The following is a 21170-nucleotide window of genomic DNA, read 5'->3' as shown; positions in this document are numbered from 1 at the left end:
GGGCTTAATACATCATTTTGTCTTCGTACATTCTGTATGCACGATCAAAAATTGACATGCTTGGTAAATAACTAGCATTAAGTTCTAAATAATCTGACAATTTCTCATAATTTTGTTCTTGCTTTGGAAAAGTCAAATCATGTTGTGCATTATTAGCAAATTGAGCTACCTCATCTGTTGAATCAGCATCCCTTTGCGTCATCAAATAACGATAAAAACTTTCTCGATAAGCCATACATTACTCCAAATAATATAAAATTGCGTAAGCACCATTACCAGCATGAGTAGCAATAATTGGACTGGTTTCGGCAACCAAAACATTAATCTCAGGATTAATTTCTTTAATCTTAGCTGCTAATTCATGCATTGGTTCAGGCGTATCAACGTAAGAAATACCAACTTCTTTGATTCGATCCTTATTTTCAGCAATTTCATCCAAAACTCGTTTATCAAAGGCGCGACTAAACTTCTTGCCACGGCCTTTTTTAAAGACGTTCAATTCACCCTTAGGCATTTGCAATGCGATACGAATGTTTAACATTGTTGCAATTCTACCAGAAAGTGCACCAAGACGGCCGCCCTTAATTAAGTTTTGTAAATTGACAACCATCATTTCCAATTTTTGGTTATCTATAATTTTTTCAACATGAGCGACAATTTCATCCATTGTCTTGCCAGCTTGAGCATCTTTAGCAGCGGCCAAAACTTGGAAGCCTTCTGCTCTATCAGTTAATTCTGAATCGATGATCGTAACATTGTCAGATTGTTCAGCAATCTCTACAGCCTGACGAGCTGCGTCAATTGTTCCACTTAATGATTTAGCTAAAAAGATGCCAATTACTTGGCTGCCATCTGCTGTCAAATTCTTAATCGTTTCAACAAAACGGCCAATTGGTGGCTGACTAGTTTTTGGAAGGTTTTCTGCTTCGTTCATCTTTTTGACAAAATCGCTTCTAGTGATATCAACTCCATCGACATACGACTTGCCATCAATAGTGATCGTTAACGGAACTACAGTAATATCATATTTTTCAATTTCTTCTTTTGTTAGTTGGACGGATGAATCCGTCATAACCTTGATCTTTGACAACGTATTCGCCTTCAATTCTAATTTATTTACCCGTTTTATGATAAAATATGAGCAATATATAATGTATTGTATCAAAAAATTTACTAATTAATAAAGGATTGATTGGATTGTTGCAAAATGAAAATTAGCAAACTCTGGCAAGAGCCTGAACACAGGTCAGACAGATATTATCTTTTAGACAATATTTTCAGTGCCATCACTCATGGAATTGGCTTTGGCTTATCAGTGGCTGGTTTGGTCATCTTAATTGTTAAGGCGGCTCATACCGGTAGCCCTATGAGAATCGTAACTTTTACTATTTACGGTTCATGTCTGGTTCTGCTTTACCTTTTTTCAACACTATATCACAGCTTAATCTTTACCCGGGCAAAACATGTTTTCCAAATTTTTGATCATTCTTCGATCTTTTTGCTCATCGCTGGTTCCTACACCCCATATTCTCTTGTTGCAATCGGTGGTACCTGGGGCTGGACCTTATTCGGCCTGATTTGGGGACTGACTGTTTTCGGTATTATCTACTACATCTTTAACCGCGGCAAGCATGTTATCTTGGACACGGTTTTATATGTAGCGATGGGCTGGCTGGTAATTCTATCAGGACCATATTTGTACAACCGTCTAAGTCCAACAGGATTTTGGCTGTTAGTTGGCGGCGGGATTGCCTACACAGTCGGTGCAATTTTGTTCAGCATGCGCAACGTCCCATTTATTCATACAATATGGCACTTATTCGTCATGCTGGGTTCAATTTTGATGTACTTTTCAGTTTTATTTTACGTTTAAAAAATGCGGTAGAAAATTCTACCGCATTTTTATTATTCACTTTTTTAATCTAAATCATCCAAATACTGTTCGATAGCTTCTTCACTATTTTCTATTTCACAAGCGACAACTTTTTTTCGAATTTGGTTAAGGGTACGGCCTAATTGAGCACCTGGACGCATCCCTCGCTTAATTAAGAAACGGCCATCTACTGCCAATTCACTTGGAGTTTTAATCGGCAAAGCCAAATAACGATCCACCAAAGCTTCAGAAGAAACAGGTTGACCCAAAATGTCAGCCACATCAATGGTATTGATAATTATATCTTCCCCAGCTTCAAACAATTCGTAATCAGTTGGCACATGATCTGCAATCAAATCAAACATTTTAATAATTTGTTCAACTTTTTCAGTCATGGCATTGGAGTTCTTCCAATCGCGCATAAATTTGCCAATGTTTTCATTAGGCACTTTAAGCAAGATAATAATTACTGCCCACAGGCTAGTTTCCATGGTTGGACTGAATTTTAATTGTGGGTAGACTTGCAATAAGTCCTTTTTACCAGCAAAATCGGGCACGTCTTCACTTAATTGCGTATCTAGGAATATTTGAAATGCCTGTCTTGAAAATGGTCCTAAGCCCATTTTGACAAATTCTTCGCGGATACGTTCAACTGAAATCTTCTTTAACAGCTCATGATTGTCTTTGATAGCCTGTTCAGTTTTTTCTTCTAGCTTAAATTCCAATTGACTCATGAATCTGACGGCACGCATCATTCTTAAGGCATCTTCATGGAATCTCTTTTCAGGATTGCCAACGGCACGAATGATATGATTCTTTAAATCTTCAATACCATTGAATAAATCAACGATATCACCGTGCATGTCCATTGCTAGGGCGTTAATCGTAAAATCTCTTCTCTTTAAATCTTCATCAAGGTTTTGAACAAAAGTTACGTGATCCGGTCTTCTAAAATCCTGATAACCGGATTCTGTTCTAAAAGTGGTGATTTCATAACTTTCACCGCCATATAAGACAGTTACGGTGCCATGTTTAATACCAGTATCAATTGATTTATCAAAAAGTTCCTTAACCTCTTCTGGATAAGCACTGGTAGTAATATCGACATCGTGGACATGTCTATGCAGTAAAACGTCTCTGACGGAGCCGCCGACAAAATAAGCCTCAAAGCCTGCATCTTCAAGCGTTCGCAGGACCGGCATTGCTTTAACGAATATTTCTGGTAAATTATTTATTCTAATCATTAATAAAATCTCAATTCTTATTCTTTTTAATTTTTTGTCTGTTAGAATGAAGGAAAAGATTTAAAGGAGGTAAGGCAAGATGAAAAGAATCAACAAAGCAACATTCATTGATCTTTTGATGATTGCACTTGGATGCGCCATCTACGGCATCAGCCTAGATATGATTTCCGTACCCAATAAACTAGCAGACGGAGGTTTAAGTGGTATATCGTTGATATTACGCCACTTCTGGGGCATCAACATGGGTTTGTCGACCCTGATACTAAACATTCCTCTTATTTTATTAGGTTACCGTTTCATGGGTAAACGCCTTTTAGCGTATACAATTTGGGGAACGGTGTCTCTTTCCTTTTTCCTTTGGTTTTGGCGCTCAGTTCCTATTATAAAACAATTAGATTTAGAACACGACCTCTTCCTCTCAGCAATTTCTGCTGGTGTGCTTTCCGGGATCGGATTAGGACTGGTCTTTAGATATAATGGAACTTCTGGAGGAACTGATATTATTGCCAGAATTTGTCAGATTAAATTTGGTATTTCTTCTGGTAAAATGCTGCTGTTCTGCGACGCCGTAGTTTTGTTTGCTTCTCTATCATACTTGGATATCAAGCACATGATGTACACGCTGCTTGCGTCATTTATTTTATCCCGCGCGATGGACACAATTCAACAAGGCGCCTACAGTGCTCGTGGTCTTTTGATTATCTCAGATAAATATGAACAGATTGGCCAAATGATTGACCTCAAGCTGGAACGCGGCTTTACCTATTTCCAAGCATTGGGTGGCTACAAACAAGATGAAAAAAGAGTAATCTACGTCGTAGTTGCACCACGTGAAATTCCTGCTATTAAACAATTAATCAAGCAGGAAGATCCTAATGCCTTCGTTTCAATTCTTGAAGTGCACGAAGCTGTGGGTGAAGGATTTACTTATAAGCAAAAACGCCACAACTTCTTCATCAGAAAATAAAAAGAACCGACTGAAAAGTCGGTTTATTTTTTTACAAATTATTATATAAGTCCTGCATTTCATCGTCCTCAGGGACAAGCTTCAAGTAGCGTTCAAGCAGTTGCTTAGTAATATCGCTATTATTTTGAGCATTGAAGAACATAATCATTTGACGCAGGAAATCAGGATTTTCTTTAAAGTCAGGGTAAGCTAATAAGAATTCGCTTTGAGCTTTTTCACTATTGTCGAGTCGTTCATAAGACAAGGCCATATTCCAGTGAGCTTGAGGTTCAATATTCTCATTATCCAAATCTTTGAACAAAGCGATGTTGCCGCTATCTTGATGCATATGAAGATACAAGTTAGATAGCTGCATACGCAAATCACTGTTGTCTGGAGCAATTTTTAGACCCTTTTCAAGCAAATCTCTGGCAGTATCCATTTCATTCAAATTAGCAGCGGCTCTGGCTCCTAATGAATACAAAGTTTCATCTAGTTCGTTATAAGCTAAACCGGCTTGTGCGGTCCGCAAAACTTGTTCGTTGTCGTGCTTATGTTCATAAGCTTGCGCTAATAATGGATATGCATTGACATAATCTGGACTCTGTTCAATTACTTCATCTAAGAACTTAATTGCCTTGTCGTCATCGCCAACCGATAACATTACCAGCCCAGCTTCGTATTTGCTATCAATATCGAAAATACTGTCGCTACGTTTTCTAATAATTTCAGCAGCTTGCTCATAGTTGCCCATTTTAGCATTTGTGGCAAAAAGACGCTGATTTAAGTTAACTTCGCCAAATGTTTCTTGTCGTTGAACTAAATCTTTATACAAGGCTAAAGCTTGTTCGTAGTCACCGCTTAAATAGTCTAATTCTGCTAAACCAAATTTAACCGCATCTTCTTCAGGTGCAATTTTCAGTGCTTGCAATAATTTATCCTTTGCTGTCTCAATTAAGCCGCTTGTTTGGTAATAATCAGCTTGAACAAGCAGACTATCCAGATAAGCAGAAGAGTATTGAGAGACGCTATAAAGCAGCGACAAGCCATCGTCTTCATCGCCATCATTAAGTAAAATTTCTGCTAGATATACTTTAAACAAATCTTCTTTAGGAAATTTGACAATTAAGGCACGATATACTTCTTTAGCTAAATCAGTAAACCCTAAACCCGTCAGGTTTTCAGCTAGTGATGCTAAAATTTCAGGATCATCATTATTTAGTGCTTCTTTTAAAAGGTGCTTGCTCTGTGAAAAATCATGATTTTGAATCGAATCAAGCAATTGTTCAGAATAACTCATTGTTTTGCCTCCAATCAGACTATTATTGTACTAAAAAAAGACGCCGGAACAAAACCCAACGTCTTTTATTAGATGTTTAAGTAATTGACTACTTAACAGCTTCCTTAAGAGCCTTACCTGGCTTGAATGCAGGTACTTCACTTGCTGGGATTTCGATTTCATCACCAGTTTGTGGGTTACGACCCTTACGTGCTGCACGGTGGCGTACTTCAAAAGTACCAAAACCGATCAATTGTACCTTTTCACCCTTAGCAAGGTTGTCTTGGATTGAGCCAAAGATAGCATCAACAGCAGCAGCAACTTCCTTCTTAGTCAATTTAGTCTTTGAAGCAACTTCAGAAACTAATTCAGCTTTATTTGCCATAAATAATTCACCTCCTGAATTTGAACCCGAAGTCCAAAGTTTGTTCTTTGTTTTTAAAAAACAAGGAATAATGATCACGACTAATCATTGTTTCCTAGAAACCAAAATATCACAAAACCCTTATTACAACAAGGTTTTTTAGCAAATTTGGCAACTTTTTTATTACTTTCTCTTTCTAGGAATGATTTTTATCGGTGTTCCTGTAAAATCAAAGTTTTGACGCAATTGATTTATAAGGAATCTTTCATATGAAAAGTGCATCAATTCCGGATCATTTACAAAGACCACAAAAGTTGGCGGATTAGTGCTTACTTGGGTCATGTAGTAAACGCGAAGTCTCTTTCCTTTAACCATAGGCGTAGGAACAAGCTTGCTGGCTTCCAGCAATAAGTCGTTTAAGACACTTGATTGAATACGTTGGTTTTGGTTGTCATAAACTTCTTTGACCATTGATGGAATTTGATCGAGACGTCGACCAGTCTTAGCAGAAACAAACAAAATTGGAGCGTAATCCAAGTATTGGAATTCTTCTCTGATTTCACGTTCAAATTCTTTAGCACTGGTACTGTTCTTCTTAGGCAGATCCCATTTGTTAACCACAATGATAATTCCACGGCCTGCTTCATGCGCATATCCGGCCACGTGCTTGTCTTGTTCTCTAATGCCTGTACTTGCATCAAGAACCAGCAAAACCACGTCTGAGCGTTCAATAGCGCTCATAGCACGCAAGACAGAATACTTCTCGGTCTTTTCGTAGACCTTGCCGCGTCTTCTGATTCCGGCGGTGTCGACTACCTTGAATTTTACCCCATCTTTAGTAAAAGGCGTATCAACCGCGTCTCTAGTCGTACCTTCTTCGTTAGCAACAATAACTCGATCTTCACCGAGCAACTTGTTAACAATAGAAGATTTACCAACGTTTGGTCGACCAATTACGCTGAATGAAATAACATCCTCAGCTTGGGTATCCTTATCTTCAGGGAATTTATCAACAATGGCATCAAGCAAGTCACCAATACCGGTACCATGACTACTTGATACAGGAATTGGATCGCCTAAACCTAAACTATAGAAATCATAGATATCATTTCTTTGTTCAGGGTTATCAGCCTTGTTTACAGCCAAGATAACTGGCTTTTTGGTACGGTAAAGCAAGTGAGCAACACGTTCATCAAGATCCGTCATATGATTTACTACACTAGTTAGCATAACGATAACGTCTGCTTCTTCAATAGCAATTTCAGCTTGTGCACGGATCTCCTCTTCGATTTTACCGCCTTCCCAGGTAATACCCCCAGTATCGATTAGATCGAATTTATGGCCCATCCATTCGGCTTGAGCGTAGTTTCTATCGCGAGTTACACCAGGCTTATCTTCAACAATTGCTAAGCGCTGATTAATAATTCTGTTAAAGAGCGTTGATTTACCGACGTTTGGTCGGCCCACAATCGCTACAACTGGTAAAGCCATTTTCACCCTCCTTTACAAATTAGAAAATAAAAAAGCCGACGTCTGTCGGCTTTTTTAATAGAAATGACTATTTACGGTCCTTTAATTGGTCACCAATGATGTCACCTAATGCAAAGCCGTTGTCATTGTCACTCATGTACTTCTTGTTTACTGAGTTTTCGTTACGTGAACGACGTGGACGAGAACTGTTGTTGTCTGATGAAGAAGCGTTTGAGTCAGCAGCCTTGATTGAAAGTGAAATTCTTCTGTCACTTGGGTCAATGTTCAAAACCTTAACCTTAACAGTTTGGCCAACCTTTAAAACATCGCTTGGCTTGTCAACGTGCTTGTTTGAGATTTCTGAAACGTGTACCAAACCTTGGATACCGTCAGCAACTTCAACAAAAGCACCAAAGTTAGTCAATGATTTAACTTCACCTTCAAAAACATCGCCTTCATTTAAGTTAGCAGTAGCTTGTTCAAAAGGAGAAGGTTCAGTTTGCTTAATAGACAGGGAAATACGATGTCTGTCATTGTCAATACCAATGACCTTAACCTTAACATCTTGACCAGCCTTTAAAACATCGCTTGGCTTGTCAACGTGCTTGTAAGAAATTTCTGAAATGTGAACTAAACCGTCAACACCACCAACATCGATGAATGCACCGAAGTTAGTCAAACGTGATACCTTACCTTCGACAACGTCGCCAACAACTAATTGTGATGCAACCTTGTCGAATGCCTCTTCACGTTCTTCTTCAACTAAGTCCTTGTGTGAAAGGATCAAACGGTTCTTGTTTGGATCGATTTCAGTAATCTTAAGCTTCATAGCCTTACCAATGTATGGCTTAAGATCTGAAACGTAACGGTTTGAAATTAATGAAGCTGGTAAGAAACCACGAGTACCAACATCAACAAGTAAACCACCACGTACTGATGAAGTTACAGTACCTTCGATAGCTTTGCCTTCTTCGAAGTCCTTTTGTAACTTGTCGTATGCTTCTCTTTCCTTTAAGCGGGTAACTGAGAAGAAGAATTCACCATTTTCCTTGTCGCCACCGGCTCTTCTTAAAACTAAGGCCTTGAACTTGTCTCCAGGCTTAACTAAATCGCGTAAGTCTGCGTTACGATCTGAAGTGTATTCACGACGAGTGATAACACCTTCAACACCAGCGTTTTCAACGCCAACATCGATTTGGCCGTCTTCAACGTCTAATACTTCGACATCGACAATATCTCCGACCTCAACTCCTTGCATTTGCTTTAATGCGTCTAAAAATTGATTACTGTTTTCTGACATATGTACCTCCCAATATCACGTTCCATTTTAAATGAAAGTCAGATATTTTTCTACTATTTTGTGCTGTTTTTTAAAAAATTTTTTGAGTTTTTTTGATTTGAGCTAAAATTGCCTCTACAACCTGGTCGATCGACATATTTGTAGTGTCAATTTCAATTGCATCATCTGCCTTTTTAAGTGGCGAAATTTTACGGTGTGAATCCTTGTAATCTCTTGCTGCGATGTCTTTTTCAATTTCATCAACAGTTTGCTTTGATTCGATCCCACGTTCCTTAAGATCTAAAAGACGGCGTTCAGCACGTGATCTAGCAGAAGCTACCAAAAAGATCTTTAATTCAGCATTAGGCAATACTGTAGTTCCGATATCACGACCATCCATAATAACATTGGTCTTGCCTGCCATTTGACGTTGCAAACTAACCATCTTTTCACGAATCTTAGGTAAAGCGGAAACTTGTGATACGTTAGCTGAAATTTCTGGAGTTCTAATTTCTTTAGAAACGTCTTTTCCAGCTACGTAAACTTTTTGTTCACCATCTTCGGATCTTAATTCGATTCCATCTTCATCAATGGCTTTTAAGATTCCCGCTTCATCCCCGTAATCCAAATTATGATTACGAGCAATAACTGTACATGCACGGTACATTGCACCTGTGTCAATATATACAAATGACAACTTTTTAGCGATGATTTTAGCAACCGTGCTCTTTCCTGCTGATGCAGGACCATCAACTGCTACTTGCATTTCAACAAAAAAGAGATCTTACCGTCGACCTCTTTTATCCTTTCTGAAAGATTATTTTAACTTAAGTGTCTGGCCAATATTGACATTTGAAGTGTCTTTAAGATTATTTAACTTGGCTAATTGATCAACAGTGAGTCCATGTTTTTGCGCAATACTAGTCAAAGTATCACCGGTTTTAATTGTATAAATAGTCTTTTCCGATGAACTAGAACTAGTTTTGGCAGAATCATTGCTCTTTGAAGAAGCTGAGGAAGCTGATGATTTTTTCTTAGCTTGAGAGCTCTTGCTCTTTGAACTTAAAGAAGTTTTCTTGACTGTTTGAACTTCAGTAGCTTTTTCAGAAGAATGATTTGAGGCTAAGCGATATACTGTTGGAACAAGTGCAATTAAGATCACTGCTAGAATTGCAATTGTTGCAATCCAGCGACCAGAGCCGTTAGGTCGATGATCTTTTGCGCTTCGCTTCTCAGTAGGACGCTCATAGTGCTTGTATGGACCCGTTGATTTTTTATCCATCTATAAATTCCTCCATTCACTTAACGGATTAATTCTAGCATATTTTACGAAGCTTTGAATATAAAAAAATCCATCAACTTTTGCAGCTGATGGAATATTTTTTTAGTTTAAATTAAATCTTTTACGGACAAATGGTTTAATCGTTGTAATCGTTGCTTCAAATAACAAGTAAACTGCCACACTGTTGATGACACCTTTTAACAAGTTGAACGGAACAATAATGCTAAAGATGTACGCCTTCATTGATGGCAAATGGAGCAATTGCCCCAAATATACTTTTTCCGTAAAGTGGTAAAGCGCACCATAACCTTTAATTGCTGGCAAATTAGGCACTGCAGTAATTGCATAAACAGGAGTTAAAACAAAGGCATTAGCTACAGCTAAGATGCATGTCATTGCTAAAACACCAATGATTAATCCTACAACCGGCATTAAACGTCCTCTCAGCGTCTTTCTACTCTCAGGGGTTACTTTCCTACTAAAGAAATAAAATGGCAATGAAAACGACATAGATGCCAAAAACGCTGTTATTTCACCAATGACAATTGGAAGTGCAAAACCGCTAAAAATTAAACTCAAAATCATTCTGATCACAGCGATGATAATTCCTGGAACGGCTCCGAAAATAAACATCCCGATGGTAATAATGACGTCTGAAAAATCAAATTTCAAAAAGCCCACACCAGGCATAATTGGAAATTCGAATTTCATAACTACAAATGCAATACAGCCAATTAAGGCATATGCGACAACATTGGTTAAGTTACCAGATTTAGTTCTAGCTTTATCCATAACTTACGTTCCTTTCCAAGAAAAAAGGTCTATTGCTTCAGCAACAGACCCTTAAAAGTAAAGTAAGATTTTTATTGATCTGTCTTCTTCCATCTAGACTCTAACTATCGGTATCATAAAAGATTCAGCCACAAAAGTGGGTCGCGGACTCTCACCGCCGGTCGGGACTTTCACCCTGCCCTGAAGACAATAACCTGATATTCAATTTACAATTATAAGTTAATCCAAACGCATTAACTTGTCAACTTCATTTTTCGATAATTCCCGATATTGACCGGAAGTAAGCGAATCCAAAGTTAAGAAAGCATATTTTTCTCGTGACAATTTTTCAACCAAATGGCCAACTGCCTTAAACATTCTTTTTACCTGGTGGTAATGACCTTCATGAATAGTCAATTGGACAATTTGAGTATCCTTACGCTTATCTGTTTTAAGCACTTTAACCTTGGCAGGAGCAGCCTTAAAATGATCCAGCTTAACACCATGGGTCAGAGTTTTAATCTCTTCTGGAGTCAAAATCCCTTTGATCTTGGCTACATAAACCTTTGAAACTTCGTTTCTTGGATGCATTAACAAGTTGGCCAATTTACCATCATTAGTCATTAATAAAAGACCAGAGGTATCGTAATCCAGACGACCTACAGGATATAAACGGTATGGTACGTCTTCAAAATAATCCACTACTGTCTTTCGATCTTTGTCATCGCTAGCAGTTGAAACAACACCACGTGGCTTATAGAAAAGATAAGTGTGTAGACTTTCTCTTTCGATTGGTTCATCATCCACTGTGATATTGCTAAAAGTGTCGACCTTAGTACCTAATTTAGTAATAACTTTACCGTCGACTTTAACGCGTCCAGCAGTAATCATTTTTTCTGCTTTTCGTCTTGACGCAATGCCTGCTTCCGCAATAACTTTTTGCAGTCTTTCTGCCATTATTGTCCTTCTTTCTGAGTATCTTGATCTGTCTTCTTAGGATCAAACAAATCTATTTCTTCGTTATTCGCACTATCTTCAAAGTCTTCAATTAGTGGAAGATCAGCTAAACTTTGATAATTGAAGTATTGTAAAAAGTAATCAGTAGTCACATAAAGCTTTGGATGGCCTGGTGCTTCTTTCTTACCATTGGTTTCGATTAAACCGCGCCAAACCAAGGTCTGTAGCGCACCCGAAGAATTAACACCACGAATATCATCAATTTCTACTCTAGTTATTGGTTGACGATATGCGACAATTGCCAAAATTTCTAAAGCTGATTGGCTTAAGTTTTTCGTTAAATCTTTTTGGAAATATTTTTCAATTATTTCAGCTGTTTGAGGACTAGTAGTCAGCTTATAGGTGTGAGCTACATGAATTAACTGAATTCCAGAATCTTTGTCCGCAGCTAATCTTTGCTTAACCTTTTCTGCAATTTGCCCTAACTCTTTGCCATCTACTTCAAGAAGCGCAGTCAAATTTTGCTCTTCAATTCCGCTATCTCCAGCTGCATATAGAAGTGCTTCTAAATTTGCTTCCTTACTTGCCATTTACATCCGCTCTTTCTAAATCCAAATCACCGAATTCTCTTGCTTGCATAATATAAATTTCATGCTTTTTGCTTAATTCGAGCATCGCCAAAAACAATCCAATCACATCAGAAATAGACCGCATGCGATCAGCACAACTAAAAAAGCTGACTCTCTTTTTTTGCTCTAATCGCTCATGCAAATAATCAATCATATCGTTAATTGGCGTTTCTGCCACTTCGATTGAAGCGGTATTTGGCTTACGTATTTTTAAGCGTCGTAAAACCATACTAAAAGTCGTAGCTAATTCATCCGACGTAATTTGACCTTTAGGCAACGGCTGCACTTTAACCGATTTGGAGACACTAGCCTCTTTAGAAACCGTAATCGGCACTTCTTCGTTACGCTCTTTAAAATAGGCTGAAATCTTTTTAAACACTGAATATTGAATCAATTGCTGAACCAACTCATCACGTGGATCTTCTTCTGGTTCAACTTCATCTACAAAGTCATTTTGTGGCAATAAGTATTGTGACTTTATCCGCAATAAAGTCGAAGACATCACAAAGTATTCACCAGCAATTTGCAAATTTAGTTTTTGCATTTGCCCCAAGTATGCAAGATATTGACTCGTAATTTGGGCAATAGGGATATCATAAATATCGATTTTTTGTGACTGAATCAAGTGCAGCAATAAATCCAATGGACCTTCAAAATTAGGTAATTCTACTGTTAAATCTTTTTTATCCATCTGCTTCAACTGCCTTCAATAAGTCGGTATATTCGGGTACTGCCGTAATTCGCTTATTTGGATATTCATTCTTTAACTCGGCAAAAATATCCTTTTCATAACTAATTTCACGAAAACCTGGAGCAAGAGACAAGTAGCGAATAATAATGAACTTATCTGTCATTTGTGTACCCAACACACCGACAACATTATTTTGCTTGTTACGGTACAAAAATAGCACGAAATCATTGTCTTCTTGATTCAAACTGATTTCTTCTTTTAGGTTTTCGATATTTTTGAAATCTGGCAAATATGAGAGCAACCCCATAGCCGTCTTTTCATAATCTTTTTTATATTGTATTAGCATAACTTTCACCTAAAGACGTGGATGAGTCTTTTGATACACTTGTAAAATATGTTTTTGCGACAAATTAGTATAGATTTGAGTGGTACTAATATCAGAGTGACCTAGAATCTCTTGCACAACTCTCAAATCTGCACCATTTTCTAATAAATGCGTCGCAAACGTATGACGCAAAGTGTGAGGCGTAACATCTTTAGTGATACCTGCCATTTGACAATATTTCTTAATCATTTGCCAAATAGCTTGCCTAGTTAATTTTCCTCCACGATTATTCAAGAAAAGATGTTCATCATTTTTCCCAGATTTAAGAATTAGTGGATCGCGAACTTGCTTTTGATACTTATCAATCCAGTGCAATGCTACAGGACTAATTGGAATCAGTCTTTCCTTTGATCCCTTTCCTAAAACACGAATTAAGCCAAGATCTTCATGGATATCTTGTAATTCTAAATTAATCAATTCGCTAACCCGCATTCCTGTAGCATACAAAGTTTCCAAAATCGCACGATTCCGCAGACCCAATTTTTGTTCTACATCTGGTTGTTCTAACAAACGATTAACTTCTTCTCGACTCAAAGCAGTTGGCAGACGCCGCTCCTTTTTGGGTAAATCAATTTCCAGCATTGGATTTAACTTTTGAATACTTTGTCTTGCTAGCCATTGATAAAATTTACGCATGCTCGAAATAAGTCGACTAATCGAACTCGTTGCCTTATTCAAATCACGCTGTCTAGCTAAAAAGGCATCAACATCACTAGCTTCTGTTGGCCATGAAGACATCCCCTCTTTTTTGATAAAAGAAAGATATTCTTCGAGGTCTTGTCGATAAGCACTAATTGTATTGGTGCTCAAGCCTCGCTCAACTTGGCTAAAGCGTAAGTAATCGTCTATTTGATCCTGCAACTCATTATTCGTCATCGACATCCTCTTCTGGATCCTTAATCAAGGTGATCGTTCCTGCGTCTTTATTTTCTTCAATTAAGCCATCTTTAAGCAAGTGACCTACAGCACGCTTAAAGGCTGACTTTGAAATACCAAAGTAAGATTTAATCTCTTGAGCATCAGACTTGTCGTAGAAAGGCAAAGTCTTAGTTTCACGTCTACGCAAACTCATCAAAATCATTTGTGCATCGTCGTCAATTTCTTCAAATGCTCGAGGCAAAGCACTCAGGTTCAAACGACCATATTGGCTGACACCAATGACTCTTCCCTTAAATTGTTCGCCTAAACGCATTGGACGAGGCATTTGGGAAGCGTGAACAAAGCCCAAGTAATAGTCGTCAGTTAAAACAAAGGCTCCAATTTCACGACTGGCATAAACAGTACAAAAGACATTTTGATTATTCATATTATTAGGGAAGTTGGCAGCTAATTGATCAAAAATGTTTTCATCAGCAAGCTTTGCCCAAATTCGATCCTTGTAGTCTGTTTCCAATCTAACCAATAAACGATCATCACGGCGTGGCCATCTTTCCTTTTCGCGTGGCAGATCATCCATTGACAATACAACATCCTTATCAGGAAGGCCAACATCGACGAATACACCTAAACCAGGTCTTACTTCAGTGACCTTCCCCCAGCCATATTGATCTGGTTGAGCAAACGGTAAAAATTGCGTCATTTCACGATCATGATGCTTATTGTCATAAATGAAGCCTTCAATTTCATCACCAACTTTAGGAATATCATCCTGAGTGATTTCATGCTTCTTTAGTTCATAAGTAATTCCATCGATCTGAACATAATAAGCATTCTCATTTTCATCAATAATTTTTCCTTTTTCAACAGTTCCAAGCATATTTAGCGTCTCCTACTTTACATATTCTTATATATAAGTATAAGTGAAATTTGAGCAAAATAAAATAGCCAGCTCGAATGCTGACTATTTTTTGATTAGCTAATCTTATTTTTTATATCTTAAATTAAAGGTTTGAGATTTCGCCTTGGTAGATAGCACCACGACGAGCGTCAACAGTAATAGTTGAACCATCAGAAATCTTTGAAGTTGCGTCAGTAGCACCAACAACAACTGGGATACCTAATGATAAGCCGATAACTGCTGCGTGTGAAGTTAAACCTGAAGCTTCAACAACTAAGCCTGAAGCCTTCTTAATAGCTGGGTTGTAGTCAGGGTCAGTAGTCTTAGCAACTAAGATGTCGCCTTCCTTAACCTTGCTGTTAGCTTCTTCTGCTGAGTTTGCTATAACGGCCTTGCCGATAACTGAACCGTTACCAACACCTAAACCTTGAACAAGCTTGTCACCGATGATTTGTAACTTCATCAAGTTAGTAGTACCTGAGTCACCAACTGGAACACCGGCAACGATGATTACAAGGTCGCCATCCTTAACAAAGCCCTTTTCCTTAGCTACCTTAGCAGCTACTTCAAACATGTCATCAGTTGATTTAGGCTTTTCAGTCAATACTGGTTGAACGCCCCAAACAATACCTAATGAGTGTTGAATCTTTTCGTCGAATGTCAATGCAATGATGTCTGCGTTTGGACGGTATTTAGAAATCATACGTGCAGTGTAACCTGAATTAGTTGCAGTAATGATAGTCTTAACACCTAATTCTTGAGCAGTACGTACAACTGATTCACCAATAGCTTCGGTTACGTTTGAACCCTTGTAAGCTTCGAATCTTTGAAGTGCTAAAGTGTTACGCTTAAGCATTTGCTTTTCAGTACGTTCGTCAATTTCAGCCATAGCCTTAACAGCCTTAACTGGGTAAAGACCGTTTGCTGATTCACCTGAAAGCATAGTTGCGTCAGTACCATCAAGAACAGCGTTAGCAACGTCTGAAACTTCGGCACGAGTTGGACGTGGGTTTTCTTGCATTGAGTCAAGCATTTGGGTAGCAGTGATAACTGGCTTACCAAGTGCGTTAGCCTTACGGATTAAGCTCTTTTGTACAAATGGAACTTCCATGAATGGAATTTCAACACCCATGTCACCACGAGCAACCATCAAACCATCTGATACTTGCAAGATTTCGTCAGCGTTGTCAATACCTTCTTGTGATTCAATCTTAGGGAAGATCTTAACGTAGTCTGCACCTGCTTCTTCACAAAGCTTACGGATATCTAAGATATCTTGAGCTTTACGTGCAAATGAAGCAGTAATGAAGTTAATACCGAACTTCAAACCGAACTTGATGTCGTCAGTATCCTTTTCAGTGATACCTGGGAGGCGGATTTCAACGCCAGGAGCGTTAACACCCTTCTTTGAACCGATAACACCAGTGTTTTGAGCTTCACAAACTAATTCTCTCTTTGAGTCGTCCTTTTCCTTGATCAAAAGGTCAACCAAACCGTCATCGATTAATACGTGACCACCAACGTGAGTATCATCGTACAAACCATCGTAGGTAACGTGGATCATGTCCTTGTTACCCTTCTTGGTAGCATCCATTGATACACGGATCATGTCACCGGTGTTAATAGTAAACTTGCCACCTTCTTGTTCAGTGGTTCTGATTTCAGCACCCTTAGTGTCAAGGTCGATACCAAGAAGCAAACCAGTATCCTTTTCCACTTGACGAACCATCTTCATACGAGCAAGGTGTTCTGGGTGGTCACCGTGTGAGAAATTGAAACGGAATACGTTTGCACCAGCTTTTGCTAAAGCGGTAATAGTTTCAATATCGTTTGAAGCTGGCCCTAAAGTACTAACAATCTTAGTTTTCTTCATTATTAAAAAAATCCTCTCCAAAAATCAACTAAATTAATATTTAGTCATTTCTTCATTTACATCCATAAGCGCATAGTCGCCTTGGTGTTTACCATCAAACAAATCAAGAATGTCGTGGGTTTCAAGTTTGCTATTCTCGATGCCGACAGCTAAACCGCCCTTCCCATCAAGAAGCAACTTAACAGCATAGTTACCCATCTTAGTAGCATTTACTCTATCTGTGACAGTAGGTGAGCCACCACGTTGCATATGTGCAAGGACATTAGCACGGGCATCAAAGTCACCATATTTAAGTAATTCATCCTTAAATTTATCGGCAGCCATGACACCTTCTGCTAAGACAATGATACCATGATCTTTGCCATCTGCAAATCCGCGTTTAAGAGTTTCTGCAATTTCCTTAATGTCATAAGGACGTTCAGGAATTACAATAGCATCTGCGCCGCTTGCAACACCAACACGCATAGCGATATCACCACATTCACGACCCATTACGTTAACAATGAATACTCTGTGGTGACTACTTGCAGTGTCACGAATCTTATCAATTGCGTCCATAGCAGTACGACAAGCAGAATCAAAGCCGATCGTGTAGTCAGTGTAAGGAATATCGTTGTCGATAGTTCCTGGCAAACCAACTGAGTTTACGCCGTGGCGAGTTAAGGCCAAAGCACCGTGGTATGATCCGTCACCGCCAATAACGATAACTGCATCGATACCGTGCTTCTTCAATTGCTCTACACCCTTTTGTTGCACTTCTTCTTGTGCAAATTCAGGGAAACGAGCACTGTACAAGAATGTACCGCCTTCATTAATCTTGTGGTCAACATTTTCCGTAGTTAGCGGAACAAAGTCACCTGCAACCAAACCAGCGAAACCGTAACGAATTCCAAAGACTTCAAGGCCATGATGAATGGCAGTCTTTGTCACAGCTCTAATTGCTGCATTCATGCCAGGGGCGTCTCCACCACTAGTTAAAATACCAATCCGTTTCATGAATTCACCTCATCATGATTATTTTGTGTAATTTCTCACATCAAGTAAATATTAACATTTTTTGGTTCAAAAAGCTCATAAAAATTGCGCTAATTTAAGCTTTATTTTCGAAAATCGAATTGATAGCACTTTCATCTGCGATAATTGTTCTTCTTTTAACAAAATTTAGTCTTTGAAGTTTACTTTTCGCAGATTAGTTAACAAATATTGCATTTTATTTTGATCAAAACGATCGCCCTGCGTCCGCAATCCAAGCAAATAAATATCGCCTATTTTCAGAACATCGTTAAACTTTTCATAAGCAGCTGGAAAAATGATAACCTCCTGCTGACTTGAAGAATCGGCAAAACTGGCAAAAGCCATCGTCTTGTCATTCTTAGTTCTAATTCTTTTAAGACTCATTAACTTGCCTACACCGATTCCTGATTCATTGAACTGGAACTGATTCAAAGGCAGGGCGTTAAACTTTTGCGCATATTTTTGAACGGCAACCAGCGGCGTTGTTGTCGTAGCAAAGCCCAAAACTTTTTCTTCCATTTCGGCTTTTTCACCGTTAGTTGGTTTTTCAGCTGGCTTCAGTGGTGCATCCCCCAAAATCTCAGATAATGAAATATTCTGCCCCGTCAATTGCACATTTGCAATAATATCCTTACAGTTAGCCAACAATTCATTTCTGTTATCCTCAATCTGATCGAATGCTCCTGCCATGATCAAGGCTTCAATGGCATCAATTTGTAAAAATTTAGAATCTATTCTACGCAAGAAATCACTAAGTGACTTATACGGCTTAGTATTAGCCGCAATTTCTTGGGCAAAGTCTACACGCAAGCCTTTAATTGCCTTTAAGCCAACTAAAATATTGTTATTTTGCAACGTGTATTCCAATTGGCTGTGGTTGATATCAGGCGTTAGAACACGAATATTTGCTTCTTGAGCCTGCATTACATATTGCTGAGCCTTAGCCGAAGTAGCAGAATTTAACATTGCAGTATAGAAAGCTGCTGGATAATGTACTTTAAGATAAGCTAGCCAAAAGGCGATCTTGGTATAAGCCACAGCGTGAGAACGGTTAAAACCATAATTGGCAAACTGCTCAATGTAATGGTAAACGCGCTCACCTACTTCTTTAGCGTGCCCGTTTTTAACTACACCAGCAATAAATTTGCTCTTTTCCTGCTCAATGACATCTTGCTTTTTCTTCGACATAGCCCGGCGCAAAATGTCGGCCTCTCCTAGTGAAAATCCAGCCAGAATTTGTGCCGTTTGCATAACTTGTTCCTGGTAAACCAAAATTCCGTAAGTTGGCTGCAGGATCTGCTTCAAACTTGGATCAGGATAGCGTACTGTTTCTTTGCCATTCTTTCTGGCAACGAACGTATCAATATTTTGCATTGGACCTGGACGATACAAAGCATTTACCGCTACAAGATCTTCAAAATTATCTGGATGAAGCTGACGCAAAACGCGTCTGATTCCTTCAGATTCGAATTGGAAAATCGCATCAGTTTTCCCTTGTTGGAATAATTCTAATGTCTTAGCGTCATTCAAAGGGATCTTATTAGGATCTATCTTAACTCCTTGACTACGCACTAAGTCTAAGATATTGCCCAAAACAGTTAAGTTACGCAAGCCTAAGAAGTCAATTTTCAATAGACCCAAAGATTCAACATATTTCTTAGTTTGTTGAGTAACAGGGATGCCAAGTGGACCTGCTTGCAAGCCTGAAATTCCGGCAATCGAATCATCACTAATGACTAATCCGGCCGCGTGAATTGAATAGTGTCGCGGCAACCCCTCTAATGCCATTGCCGTTCTGAAAAGCAGCTTATTTTCTTCTGTGGCATCAACAAGCAGTCGTAATTCACGTGATTCTTCGTAGGCTTGTTTTAACGTCATTTTTCCCTTAGAAAACGGAACAGCACGGGCCCATTTATTAACTTCAACCATTGTTAGACCAAAAACGCGGCCTACATCACGCAAGGCTTGCTTAGCAGCTAAAGTACCAAAAGTAAGAATCTGTGCCGCATGATCCATGCCATATTTTTGATACATGTATTTAATAACCGTATCTCGATGAATATCAGGAATATCCAGGTCGATATCAGGCATTTCATGTCTAGCTGGGTTTAAGAAACGTTCAAACAATAAATGGTATTTCAATGGGTCTACTTCTGTGATTCTTAATGAATAAGAGACAAGCGAACCACAAGCGGAACCTCTTCCAGGGCCCGTTGTAATTTTGACGCGGTGGCAATAATTGATGACATCCCAAACAATTAAGAAATAATCATCAAAGCCCATCTGATTAATAATTCGCAATTCATAGTTGAGGCGTTTTTGATATTCTGCCGGAATTTTTTCTTGCCCAAATCTTGCTTGCAGGCCTGTCTGAGCTAAGTAATGCAGATACTCCTCAGAAGTTGGAAACTTATTTTGATGATATTTTGGTAAAACTGGCTTTTGAAAAATTACTTCTGCATTGCATTTTTCGGCAATTTTAGCAGTGTTATTAACCGCATCATCCAAATCAAAGCGATGGTATCTTTCAAGCATCTGTTCTGCATCAACCATATAATGCGAACCGTCTTGCTTAGCTAGTGGCACCATATCCTGCATCTTTTGACCTGAGCGAATGGCCCGCAAAGTCTTTTGTAAAAATTGATCGCGCGGTCTTAGATATTCGCTGTCTTCAACGGCAACTAATTGTAAATCGAACTGCTTGCTTAAAGAGCGAACATAATCGAGATAGTCCTGAGCATTTTCGGCCGCATAAACGCCAAGATAAAAGTCAGGCACAATTTTCTTTAAATCACGCAAATAGTCACTGCCCAGTTGCTGGTTAGTTTCAAAAAGATAGACTAATTCACTTCTAGTATTAGCGGGAATAATTACCAATAAATCATCTAAGTATTTGGTCAGTTCTTTGAGGGTTAAAATCTTATCGTTTTGACCATTTTCGGTTAACAAATTAATCGCACTAGAAAGCCGCAACAAATTATGATAGCCCGCATTAGTTTTCGCAAAGACCAGCAAATCATATTTTTGCGTGCTATCAATCAAGCCATTTAAGCGAATTTGGATCCCTAAAAGTGGCTTAATCCCCTCTTTTTTAGCAATTTCATAGAAGTTAACTAAACCATACGTTACATTGATATCCGCCAAACCTACAGCACTATAGCCCTTTTCTTTGGCCGTCTTAATCAAATCCGCCACTTTGGTTGGACTATCTAGCAATGTAAATGAGCTTAGATTTTGCAGTGCAGCTATTTGCATAATAGTAACCACCTTTCGCCAAACTTGTATTAAATTTAGTATACCAAATTGCATTAATCGAGTTTGAAATTAGCTTCGGAT

At 38.6% G+C, this 21170-nt stretch carries 21 protein-coding genes and 1 riboswitch; of the genes, 2 read left to right on the top strand and 19 right to left on the bottom strand.

The genetic code is table 11. From position 1 onward, the window contains the following. Positions 1 to 4 precede the first annotated feature (4 nt). Both LA20531_RS10600 and LA20531_RS10595 read right to left on the bottom strand, forming a co-directional pair. A complete protein-coding gene (locus LA20531_RS10600) occupies positions 5 to 235 on the bottom strand; it encodes a YozE family protein (protein WP_013437782.1) in 231 nt (76 codons plus the stop codon). A gap of 3 nt (positions 236 to 238) precedes the next feature. Beyond that, complete coding sequence (locus LA20531_RS10595) at positions 239 to 1090, bottom strand: DegV family protein (RefSeq protein WP_056939371.1); 852 nt, start codon at positions 1088 to 1090, stop codon at positions 239 to 241. 117 nt (positions 1091 to 1207) lie between these two features. On the opposite strand from LA20531_RS10595, the gene trhA reads away from it, so the two are divergent. Continuing rightward, a complete protein-coding gene (trhA, locus tag LA20531_RS10590) occupies positions 1208 to 1873 on the top strand; it encodes a PAQR family membrane homeostasis protein TrhA (protein ID WP_056939370.1) in 666 nt (221 codons plus the stop codon). A 44-nt stretch (positions 1874 to 1917) separates the two neighbouring features. On the opposite strand, the gene LA20531_RS10585 is transcribed toward trhA, so the two are convergent. Further along, the gene (locus LA20531_RS10585) at positions 1918 to 3117 is read right to left on the bottom strand and encodes a CCA tRNA nucleotidyltransferase (protein ID WP_056939369.1); all 1200 of its coding nucleotides are present in this window, start codon (positions 3115 to 3117) and stop codon (positions 1918 to 1920) included. A gap of 79 nt (positions 3118 to 3196) precedes the next feature. Between LA20531_RS10585 and LA20531_RS10580 the strand changes: the two genes are divergently transcribed. Further along, the gene (locus tag LA20531_RS10580) at positions 3197 to 4084 is read left to right on the top strand and encodes a YitT family protein (protein WP_056939368.1); all 888 of its coding nucleotides are present in this window, start codon (positions 3197 to 3199) and stop codon (positions 4082 to 4084) included. A 31-nt stretch (positions 4085 to 4115) separates the two neighbouring features. Here the strand turns inward: LA20531_RS10580 and LA20531_RS10575 are convergent, their stop codons facing one another. The 16 genes from LA20531_RS10575 to LA20531_RS10500 form a co-directional block, all read right to left on the bottom strand. Beyond that, positions 4116 to 5363 (bottom strand): tetratricopeptide repeat protein, encoded by a 1248-nt coding sequence (locus LA20531_RS10575; protein WP_056939367.1) that lies wholly within the window; start codon positions 5361 to 5363, stop codon positions 4116 to 4118. 88 nt (positions 5364 to 5451) lie between these two features. Continuing rightward, positions 5452 to 5727 (bottom strand): HU family DNA-binding protein, encoded by a 276-nt coding sequence (locus LA20531_RS10570; RefSeq protein ID WP_003547110.1) that lies wholly within the window; start codon positions 5725 to 5727, stop codon positions 5452 to 5454. 162 nt (positions 5728 to 5889) lie between these two features. After that, positions 5890 to 7197 carry a ribosome biogenesis GTPase Der gene (der, locus tag LA20531_RS10565; RefSeq protein WP_056939366.1) on the bottom strand — a complete coding sequence of 436 codons (1308 nt, stop codon included), beginning with the start codon at positions 7195 to 7197 and terminating at the stop codon, positions 5890 to 5892. Positions 7198 to 7264: 67 nt separating this feature from the next. Beyond that, the gene (rpsA, locus tag LA20531_RS10560) at positions 7265 to 8476 is read right to left on the bottom strand and encodes a 30S ribosomal protein S1 (protein ID WP_056939365.1); all 1212 of its coding nucleotides are present in this window, start codon (positions 8474 to 8476) and stop codon (positions 7265 to 7267) included. A gap of 70 nt (positions 8477 to 8546) precedes the next feature. After that, the gene (cmk, locus tag LA20531_RS10555) at positions 8547 to 9221 is read right to left on the bottom strand and encodes a (d)CMP kinase (RefSeq protein ID WP_013437774.1); all 675 of its coding nucleotides are present in this window, start codon (positions 9219 to 9221) and stop codon (positions 8547 to 8549) included. Between the two features lie 51 nt (positions 9222 to 9272). Next, positions 9273 to 9737, bottom strand: a complete 465-nt coding sequence (locus tag LA20531_RS10550) for an SAG1386/EF1546 family surface-associated protein (protein ID WP_056939364.1) — start codon at positions 9735 to 9737, stop codon at positions 9273 to 9275. A gap of 102 nt (positions 9738 to 9839) precedes the next feature. Beyond that, a complete protein-coding gene (locus LA20531_RS10545; RefSeq protein WP_056939363.1) occupies positions 9840 to 10529 on the bottom strand; it encodes an ECF transporter S component in 690 nt (229 codons plus the stop codon). 77 nt (positions 10530 to 10606) lie between these two features. Then, a riboswitch (FMN riboswitch) is annotated at positions 10607 to 10721 on the bottom strand. Between the two features lie 27 nt (positions 10722 to 10748). Next, positions 10749 to 11465: a pseudouridine synthase gene (locus LA20531_RS10540; protein WP_056939362.1), complete on the bottom strand. Its 717-nt coding sequence runs from the start codon at positions 11463 to 11465 to the stop codon at positions 10749 to 10751. Continuing rightward, entirely contained in the window at positions 11465 to 12055 is a 591-nt protein-coding gene (gene scpB / locus LA20531_RS10535) for an SMC-Scp complex subunit ScpB (protein ID WP_056939361.1), read from the bottom strand. Before scpB ends, LA20531_RS10540 begins: the two co-directional genes overlap by 1 nt. Beyond that, positions 12045 to 12785: a segregation and condensation protein A gene (locus LA20531_RS10530; protein WP_013437769.1), complete on the bottom strand. Its 741-nt coding sequence runs from the start codon at positions 12783 to 12785 to the stop codon at positions 12045 to 12047. The genes scpB and LA20531_RS10530 overlap by 11 nt, the downstream gene beginning before the upstream one ends. After that, a complete protein-coding gene (locus tag LA20531_RS10525; RefSeq protein ID WP_013437768.1) occupies positions 12778 to 13131 on the bottom strand; it encodes a reductase in 354 nt (117 codons plus the stop codon). The genes LA20531_RS10530 and LA20531_RS10525 overlap by 8 nt, the downstream gene beginning before the upstream one ends. Positions 13132 to 13140: 9 nt before the next feature. Then, complete coding sequence (gene xerD / locus LA20531_RS10520; protein WP_056939360.1) at positions 13141 to 14046, bottom strand: site-specific tyrosine recombinase XerD; 906 nt, start codon at positions 14044 to 14046, stop codon at positions 13141 to 13143. Beyond that, positions 14036 to 14926, bottom strand: coding sequence for a CvfB family protein (locus LA20531_RS10515; protein WP_056939359.1), 891 nt, complete (start codon positions 14924 to 14926; stop codon positions 14036 to 14038). The genes xerD and LA20531_RS10515 overlap by 11 nt, the downstream gene beginning before the upstream one ends. Before the next feature lie 124 nt (positions 14927 to 15050). Next, entirely contained in the window at positions 15051 to 16820 is a 1770-nt protein-coding gene (pyk, locus tag LA20531_RS10510) for a pyruvate kinase (RefSeq protein ID WP_056939358.1), read from the bottom strand. 33 nt (positions 16821 to 16853) lie between these two features. Beyond that, positions 16854 to 17816, bottom strand: coding sequence for a 6-phosphofructokinase (gene pfkA, locus LA20531_RS10505; RefSeq protein ID WP_013437764.1), 963 nt, complete (start codon positions 17814 to 17816; stop codon positions 16854 to 16856). 165 nt (positions 17817 to 17981) lie between these two features. Beyond that, complete coding sequence (locus tag LA20531_RS10500) at positions 17982 to 21089, bottom strand: DNA polymerase III subunit alpha (protein ID WP_056939357.1); 3108 nt, start codon at positions 21087 to 21089, stop codon at positions 17982 to 17984. Positions 21090 to 21170 lie beyond the last annotated feature (81 nt).

The organism is Lactobacillus amylovorus DSM 20531 (genome assembly GCF_002706375.1).
Classification (GTDB): Bacteria; Bacillota; Bacilli; order Lactobacillales; family Lactobacillaceae; genus Lactobacillus; species Lactobacillus amylovorus.
The sequence above is the reverse complement of the archived record's forward strand: the minus strand, read 5'-3'. Positions and strand labels throughout refer to the sequence as shown.

What these genes read in the sequence shown, in the direction of transcription:
- LA20531_RS10600 (WP_013437782.1), bottom strand. Translation starts at nt 235, where the DNA reads ATGGCTTATCGAGAAAGTTTTTATCGTTATTTGATGACGCAAAGGGAT.
- trhA (WP_056939370.1), top strand. Translation starts at nt 1,208, where the DNA reads ATGAAAATTAGCAAACTCTGGCAAGAGCCTGAACACAGGTCAGACAGA.
- LA20531_RS10585 (WP_056939369.1), bottom strand. Translation starts at nt 3,117, where the DNA reads ATGATTAGAATAAATAATTTACCAGAAATATTCGTTAAAGCAATGCCG.
- LA20531_RS10580 (WP_056939368.1), top strand. Translation starts at nt 3,197, where the DNA reads ATGAAAAGAATCAACAAAGCAACATTCATTGATCTTTTGATGATTGCA.
- LA20531_RS10575 (WP_056939367.1), bottom strand. Translation starts at nt 5,363, where the DNA reads ATGAGTTATTCTGAACAATTGCTTGATTCGATTCAAAATCATGATTTT.
- LA20531_RS10570 (WP_003547110.1), bottom strand. Translation starts at nt 5,727, where the DNA reads ATGGCAAATAAAGCTGAATTAGTTTCTGAAGTTGCTTCAAAGACTAAA.
- der (WP_056939366.1), bottom strand. Translation starts at nt 7,197, where the DNA reads ATGGCTTTACCAGTTGTAGCGATTGTGGGCCGACCAAACGTCGGTAAA.
- rpsA (WP_056939365.1), bottom strand. Translation starts at nt 8,476, where the DNA reads ATGTCAGAAAACAGTAATCAATTTTTAGACGCATTAAAGCAAATGCAA.
- cmk (WP_013437774.1), bottom strand. Translation starts at nt 9,221, where the DNA reads ATGCAAGTAGCAGTTGATGGTCCTGCATCAGCAGGAAAGAGCACGGTT.
- LA20531_RS10550 (WP_056939364.1), bottom strand. Translation starts at nt 9,737, where the DNA reads ATGGATAAAAAATCAACGGGTCCATACAAGCACTATGAGCGTCCTACT.
- LA20531_RS10545 (WP_056939363.1), bottom strand. Translation starts at nt 10,529, where the DNA reads ATGGATAAAGCTAGAACTAAATCTGGTAACTTAACCAATGTTGTCGCA.
- LA20531_RS10540 (WP_056939362.1), bottom strand. Translation starts at nt 11,465, where the DNA reads ATGGCAGAAAGACTGCAAAAAGTTATTGCGGAAGCAGGCATTGCGTCA.
- scpB (WP_056939361.1), bottom strand. Translation starts at nt 12,055, where the DNA reads ATGGCAAGTAAGGAAGCAAATTTAGAAGCACTTCTATATGCAGCTGGA.
- LA20531_RS10530 (WP_013437769.1), bottom strand. Translation starts at nt 12,785, where the DNA reads ATGGATAAAAAAGATTTAACAGTAGAATTACCTAATTTTGAAGGTCCA.
- LA20531_RS10525 (WP_013437768.1), bottom strand. Translation starts at nt 13,131, where the DNA reads ATGCTAATACAATATAAAAAAGATTATGAAAAGACGGCTATGGGGTTG.
- xerD (WP_056939360.1), bottom strand. Translation starts at nt 14,046, where the DNA reads ATGACGAATAATGAGTTGCAGGATCAAATAGACGATTACTTACGCTTT.
- LA20531_RS10515 (WP_056939359.1), bottom strand. Translation starts at nt 14,926, where the DNA reads ATGCTTGGAACTGTTGAAAAAGGAAAAATTATTGATGAAAATGAGAAT.
- pyk (WP_056939358.1), bottom strand. Translation starts at nt 16,820, where the DNA reads ATGAAGAAAACTAAGATTGTTAGTACTTTAGGGCCAGCTTCAAACGAT.
- pfkA (WP_013437764.1), bottom strand. Translation starts at nt 17,816, where the DNA reads ATGAAACGGATTGGTATTTTAACTAGTGGTGGAGACGCCCCTGGCATG.
- LA20531_RS10500 (WP_056939357.1), bottom strand. Translation starts at nt 21,089, where the DNA reads ATGCAAATAGCTGCACTGCAAAATCTAAGCTCATTTACATTGCTAGAT.